The following is a 7,055-nucleotide window of genomic DNA, read 5'->3' as shown; positions in this document are numbered from 1 at the left end:
GTATGTACGCTGGATAAATGGGAATTCAAGTTCAGGCACATTGGCTGTCCAATCTTTTCCATCGGAGATGATCAGCATAGGCCTGGGCGCAGCCATAGCTGCAATCTCGGCATTGTTTGTGTCTCCGAGGCATAACTGGAAAGGCATGCCGCTTTCGCAGGGACAACCGCCAAAGAAATAGGATGAAACCATTACAACCGGCACGCTGACCTTTATCCTGTTGTCAATTGCGGTGAGCTGCATGGTTTGTGAGCCGCCTCCGGAAGCTCCTGTAATAGCGATCCGGCTTGTATCAGCATCTTTCAATGTAGTTAGATAATCCAATATCCGGATTCCGTTCAAATTGTGTATGGTGTTGGCAATACTCCTGCGGTGGTCTTCATCTTTAAACTGAAGATGCGATTCTCCCCAGGCAAAAAGGTCATAATTGAAAGCTATGGCACCCATACGGGCCAACATGGCACAACGGTACTGGCAGTCGGCGCGGTAGCGCCCGTCCTGAAAATGCCCGTCCGGATTGAGGATAATAGGGCATAAGCCTCTGGGTTTGATCGGCCTGTATAGCGAACCACAAACATAAAGCCCCGGAAGGGTTTCTATGGCTACGTTTTGTACCGTATAGCCATTCATTACCCTTTTGGGGGTGACAATGGGTTTTGACCCGGGGCTTTTGGGCATGGGTGTTAGTCCCAGTGCAGAAATCATGCACTCTCTTAGTCCCTTTTTCCTTGCTTCCCAGGAACTGCGGTCATTGTATAAAGTTGAAAAATAGGCCAGCTGTGCTTTGCCTTCTTCAGGGGTGCGCCTGGCGTATTCAAAAGTTTTTATTTTATAGACATTTTCAGATTCCTTGATAAATGACATGTCGAAGGGTGACAGGACATTTGTCAGAGTCTGGTCCAGACTGTAACTGCGAATTCGCCATTCTGCATAGTTCAATACCTTGTCCTTAACCAGATCTTCAGGATATTTCAATTTGACCTTAAATCCGGTTTGAATTTCATCCAGTACTTCTTTTAAAGGTTTTTTATACTGTTCATCTGCGGTCTGGGCAAATAATCCGGTGGAAAACAGCAGCAGACAGGATAAAGCAAATAAATTTTTCATTCCCTGATATTTTAATCTTTTAAAATGGTTTGATTCAGTTTAAGTTATGGTATATTTTTAAATATTCTTTAAGTAGGGGATTATCCGTGCGAAATGATGCTGCCGGAAGGCCTTCCTTGTTGAACAGGTTGGGGCGGGCAGTTTCGTCCCATCCAAAGCGAACTGCCCTGGGCGAACGAACAGAAACTGCTGAAACAATTACTTTGTTGCCTTTTATTTCGGCCTGTGCCGGGACAAATATGCCGTCTGCCCCGGAAATCTCGAACCAATCGAGCGGTTTGCCATCGCGACTGACCAATCCACTACCGCAATAATCAAATTCAAGTTCAATTTTTGACCCCTTAATTTTCATTTGCTTATATACCGGTCCTGAATATACGGTGTTTTTCCCGTAAACTTTTGCAAGGGCCCACAGTGAGAGCCGGCGGGCTACTTCCGGTTTATGAAATGGATGAAGCTCGCTAATGCTGTCGTTCAGATCGGTTATTACAACCATTCCCGTATGGGGAATATTTAAGGCAAAAGTTTGGGCTTCGCGGAACTTGGGTAACGTTTCTTTTGTCAGCACCTCTTTCCCTTTACTCTGTGAATAGCTGAAAGGAGCAATCTGGACGAAATAGAACGGTAAGGAATCGTTTGCCCATGCTTTGCGCCAAATATTGATCAGCAATCGCATTTTGTAAGCATATTGGACGTCTTCATTCAGGAAACAGTTTGTCTCACCCTGGTACCAAAGAAAACCACTAATTGTAAACGGTGCCAGCGGGGATATCATTGAGGAATAAAACTTGCCGTGTTCGCTATTTTTTTTGATAAAATCATTTTCCTTAAGTTTCATGGCGGCGTCTGACGGCAGCCAGGGTTCAATGGCGCTGCCACTCACGGCAGAGGAGATCATTCCAATCGGAACATTCAAATTTTTGTACAATTCTTTGCCATAAAAATAACCGACGGCGGAGAATAGTTTTAGTGCAGAATCCTGTGCGATTTCCCAGCCTTTATGCCTGGGATCAGGCGACATAAATTTCCGGTTAACCAGGAAAATACGGATATTGGGATTTTTCGCAAGGGCCAGTTCATTTTTACTTGCTTTTTCTCCTTTCATCTCAGCAATTTTGCAGTGCTTGCGCATGCTGTATTCCATGTTGGACTGGCCAGAACAGAGCCAGACTTCTCCAACCAGGATGTTCTCGAGTTTGACGGCATTTGATCCTGAAATAATCATTTCACGTGGATTTGCCGATGCTTCCATGGGATCAAGCACTACCTGCCAGTGTTTTGAAGTATCTGCAACTGCTACCTTGACCTGGTTGCTAAACTTAACGGTGATGTGTTCGCCGGCAGCAGCCAAACCCCAGATGACTACCGGTTTATTGCGCTGAAGTACCATGTTGTTACTAATGATTTTTGGCAAAACAATCTGGGCAGATAGATAATTCTGCACAGCCACAAGGACCAGTAAAAGCAGGGAAAATTTTTTAGAAATATTTTTTATATTTTTATTTATCATGATCATTAACCGGTTATAAAGCATTGAAATATTTTGGCTAAATCCAAATTAAAAATTCTCTATTTTTTATCCCTTGACCGAAGCCAACGGCAAGGAATTTGCCTGCTTTAGAATTTATAATTTCACACAAATCCTCTTTAATCCATCTGAAGAGGCAACTGTTCTGCCATTTACAAGTACACGGAATCCCTTGCCAAGATTGTATTTCTCACCAGTTTTATCCCAGACAACAGTTACCATTTTACCGTGATAAGAAACCTGGTCGAGGCAAAACCAGTCCCATCGGTTCTGGGGAATAAGCGGGTTCACTTCAAGGATATTATCCGGCCTAGGCCTTAATCCTACAAGTCCGCTGATGATGAGATCACAGAAGGTTGAATGGTTGTAATACCGGCTCCGTTCTTCATCGCCTTTCAGCCAATAACCTGTTTTTTCGTCTAGATATTCGCCTATATACGGCCGTCCGCGGTAATATTGGGATTCAACAAAAAGTTCGAGCAAATGGAAATATGCAGAATCGTTGATAATATTTTGTGTGTAATTGTTCATGAAATTTGCAAGGGCAGTCATGGTCTGGGATGTGGCAAATGGCCATACTGCTCCATCCCATTCGCATTTGCAACAACCATGGGAACGAAAATAAGGAGCACGCTGTTCGGCAGTTGTCAATCCAAAAGGAGCTAGAAAGCCTTTGGTATCTATCACCTGTTTCCAGGCAAGGTTATAGGCGGAATCGGGAAGGTTAAAATACCAGGGAATAAAGCCTATGGCTTCGCGGACATTGGCAATCGAATCATTTTGTTCCAGAGTCTCGAAAAAGGTATCTTTGGGATTCCATAATTGCTGCTGGATCAGTTTTTTGATGGTGTCAGCCTTTAACCTGTATTTCTTTGCAATATCGGGCTTGCCGGCTAAACCGGCAATTTTGTAAATAGCCATGGCATTGCCGTACATGTAACTGTTGATGGTTGGCCTGGCATTTTTTAATTTTCTTCCGCCGCTCAGCGATTCTTCCATGCCGTCACGAACATCAAACTGCCAGAATAGACCTGACGGATGGCGTTTTTCGGCTTCCCAGGCTTCATAATCTGCAATCAGGTCGGGAAGTTTTGAGATGATATTATTTTTATCCCCGTTAACCAGGTATTGATTGTATATGGCATCTGCGTTCCAACCACTGTAGAAGCGGAGTTTTTTCAAAGGTTTACCGTCATTGCCATGAAACCAGATCCTTATATCCTGGTCCAGGTATGATGTATCCCTTAGCCACCGGCTTTCATAGATGTGATGGCCCAGTGCGGAACTAATCAGGTTGTATTTGTCGGCATAAGTCCGGGGAACCAGAAATTCCGTGATTGCATAACCAGCCGGAGTTTTAATAATGTGCTTACGCAGGCTCCACCAGCGGAAATAATAAATTTCCTCAAAATTATCCTGGGGACATTCAAACAAGGGAATGTTGGTTTTTATCCATGCCCAGGAAGCTGAATTGGGTATTGCTCCGGCAATATTCTCATTATCCATCCGGTTGAAATAATCAACATAATGTTTAAAGTTGTCAGCCTTTAAAACGGGCTGATTTTTTTCTTTCTGGGAAAATGCAGAACAGTTAAGGGCTGCAAGAACTAAAAATATTTTTATATACCTGTTCATCATTGCTTGGTTAAACTTAAAGAGTTGTTCTTACATATTTGATGTAAAATGCTGATTCGGCATCTTTTTCGCCGGCATCAGGAACGTCAAACATTTGTTCGGCTGGGGTTTCGGCATTGGGTAGATAGCGGGGCTCGCCAGTACGGAACACGATTCTTTCAAGTGAATCAACCGGGGCAAAAAACAATCCCCTGTGCACATCTTTACCGTTTACATTGACCGTGTAAAATCTTTTATCTGTATCAAAGCTGATGCGGAACTTATATTCCTGACCGGCATTATATTTCATTATCCTTGAATATCTGTATCCGGCCTTGGCCATACAATATCCTGTCGAATCAAACACCAGCCGAATGGCTGGCGTTCCTTTTGAATTCTGTAATTCAACATGCAATAATCCTTTATTGCTTTGTGCTGTTTCCAGCGAGAATTCTATCGAAAGTTTTTTGGAAGCCGGGAATATTCTTTCTGCTTTGGCAAAATCGAATTTGTCCCAATCTCTTAATACCAGGCATTTGGATCCATCTTTTGCAGTTCCGGTTTTCACCGGCGCCCAAAGCGGGCTGTAAATATTCCAATATTTCAATTCTTCACCAGGATTCATCGTATTGAACACATCATTCACCTGGTTTTCCACTTTGTCGGAAATGGGAACCGGTACTTCGGCAACCCAGATATCTTCCTTGTTCATACTGTAAGTCAACCAGAGGTTTCCGTCAGGCGGAATTCCATTGCCTTCAATGATTCCTCGGACATATTGCGGCCCATTGTTTTTAAAAAAACCGCCATAGCGCATGGTCGAAATTTCACCCTGAACCAGCAGGAGATTGTTATAATCCAACCCGTCCTGACTTACGGAAAGTGCCAGTGGCCAACGGAATTCTGACGGATTATATACCGTCACGTATTTTCCGTCGGAAGTATGCTGTCCCCAGAATTTGGCATTGGCATTCACAAATTTTGGCGCCCTTACAGGCAATGGCCATGTTTTCCCGTTGTCATTGCTGATGGAAGTAAGTGCATTCTTCCAAAGCCCGACCACCCTGCCATCCGGAAGATGATAGAAGCAGAAAGCTTTATAATCCTTTTGAAGGGGGATAAGTGGGTCTTTAGGATCTGATTCTTCGTTCCATTGCTGCATCATCAGAGGATTGTCCATCAGCTCATTGCAGGCTTCAACAAATCCTTTGTCTTTACTTTTGGTATAAAAGGGATAAGAAGTGTTTTTCGCGTTCCATGCAGGATTGTAATGAATGAAATAAATCGGTCCCAGATGTCCGTCAGGAAAGGCTTCACGGACAACACGTCCGATGCCTTTCCCGTCATTGGGCGCATCGCGCTCATTCATGCTTATCCCGTAGAAGGCCAGAATCAGCAGGCGGTTTTTCTTGGAGACATAAAAACCCATGCGCTGATGCATCACGGAATACAGATTGTGGGCCGTGAGCAGACCATCTTTTTCAGTTTCTTTTACGGTGCCCTCCGGAACTTTATACTTGGGAAAAATTACCTTGGGTTTGCTCCAGTTATAGCCGTCCTTTGAAGTGGTCAGTAATGTTTGGCCCGGCGCAACGCTTTCACTGACCGAATCGCTCAGGTATTCAAGATAGAACAGGTTGTTCCAGTATGCAAGCATGGGCGCGTGGTTGTACGTCCAGCCTGAGCCTTCGGCCAGTTCGGGATGCTGGCGGTTAGCGCGGAACACTTGTATGTTGTGTACCCCGACTGCCGGACTTAACTGTCCGTGATGATAATCGATATTTACCAATGTATTGCCAGTGTAACGGATGGTTTCCTGGGCATTGAGTGATACACCCAGACCGAAAATTAGGCTAAATACAAGATATATATGATTTCCCCGAATATCTCTTTTGTATTTTAAAATGTTCATTGCAGTTTGTCTTTTTAATCTTGTATCGTTTTTTAAATCTTTTCATTATGCTGATTTATCCAGAATACTTATTCTTTTATAGCCGATTGCTGAAGCAGATTTTTTAAGATATTTTCTTTTACCTTGAAAATTGTACCATGTTTATGGCCTTCGGGTACTGAAATTTTATCCGAGATATCTTTGAATGTTTTAAAGTCTTTGGTTTCGGAAGCTCCAAACTTTTTTGCCCTATATGCATCGTAATAGATCAGCCATTTATTCCCAACTTTTGCCACTGCAGGGCCTTCGCAATACTCACCTGTAAAAGGTTTTGAAACATTTATATACGGGCCGGTCGCTTTATCGCTGAAGGCTACTTTGATGTTTCTGTTCGGGCGTGTATTATCTTTTAATACCAAAACATATTTTCCCCTGTTTTGTTTGACAATTACCGCATCAATGGCACTGAACCCGGGATCACAGAGCAGCCGGGTTTTTGAAAAAGTTTTGAAATCCTTGGTGGTGGCATAATAGAGGCGGTGATTGTTGTCTTCATCTTCTTCTCCTTTGGGAAATTTAAATGGTATTGTAGAGGCCCAGACGATTACAAAGTCTTTATTTTCATTATTATAGAATATTTCAGGTGCCCAGACGTTAACCGTTGTTGTATCATAAGCCATTACCGGGATAAACTTTTGAGCCGACCAGTGGATCAAATCTTTGGAACTGGCATAGCCAAAACCTAAATCACCATGCCAGCTTGATGTCCAGACCAGGTGAAAAGTTTTGTCCGGTCCCTGGGCAATGGACGGGTCGCGTAATACTTTCTGTTTGCCTATCGCGGGTTTTAAGTAAGTGTGCCCAAGGTCTTTCCAGCGATAACCGTCGTAACTATACAAAAACCTTAGTCCTTCG

Annotated in this window: 5 protein-coding genes; all 5 read right to left on the bottom strand. The window is 43.4% G+C overall.

Annotation, left to right across the window (positions count from 1 at the left end; genetic code table 11):
- Window positions 1–1,107, bottom strand: a 1,107-nt coding sequence (locus Q8907_10565; GenBank protein MDP4274710.1) for an acetylxylan esterase, incomplete at its 3' end; no start/stop codon positions are given.
- Between the two features lie 34 nt (window positions 1,108–1,141).
- Window positions 1,142–2,617 carry a sialate O-acetylesterase gene (locus tag Q8907_10560; GenBank protein MDP4274709.1) on the bottom strand — a complete coding sequence of 492 codons (1,476 nt, stop codon included), beginning with the start codon at window positions 2,615–2,617 and terminating at the stop codon, window positions 1,142–1,144.
- Between the two features lie 114 nt (window positions 2,618–2,731).
- Window positions 2,732–4,273 carry a glycoside hydrolase gene (locus Q8907_10555; GenBank protein ID MDP4274708.1) on the bottom strand — a complete coding sequence of 514 codons (1,542 nt, stop codon included), beginning with the start codon at window positions 4,271–4,273 and terminating at the stop codon, window positions 2,732–2,734.
- A gap of 13 nt (window positions 4,274–4,286) precedes the next feature.
- Window positions 4,287–6,161: a six-hairpin glycosidase gene (locus tag Q8907_10550; GenBank protein ID MDP4274707.1), complete on the bottom strand. Its 1,875-nt coding sequence runs from the start codon at window positions 6,159–6,161 to the stop codon at window positions 4,287–4,289.
- 68 nt (window positions 6,162–6,229) lie between these two features.
- On the bottom strand, window positions 6,230–7,055 hold an 826-nt coding region (locus tag Q8907_10545; protein MDP4274706.1), incomplete at its 5' end, for a glycoside hydrolase family 43 protein.

Source organism: Bacteroidota bacterium, assembly GCA_030706565.1.
GTDB lineage: Bacteria > Bacteroidota > Bacteroidia > Bacteroidales > JAUZOH01 > JAUZOH01.
Note: the sequence above shows the minus strand (reverse complement) of the source record. Positions and strands in the feature narration are given on the sequence as shown.

Excerpts from the sequence above, each read along its gene's own strand:
- Q8907_10555 (MDP4274708.1), bottom strand. The coding sequence starts at position 4,273 with ATGATGAACAGGTATATAAAAATATTTTTAGTTCTTGCAGCCCTTAAC.
- Q8907_10560 (MDP4274709.1), bottom strand. The coding sequence starts at position 2,617 with ATGATAAATAAAAATATAAAAAATATTTCTAAAAAATTTTCCCTGCTT.
- Q8907_10550 (MDP4274707.1), bottom strand. The coding sequence starts at position 6,161 with ATGAACATTTTAAAATACAAAAGAGATATTCGGGGAAATCATATATAT.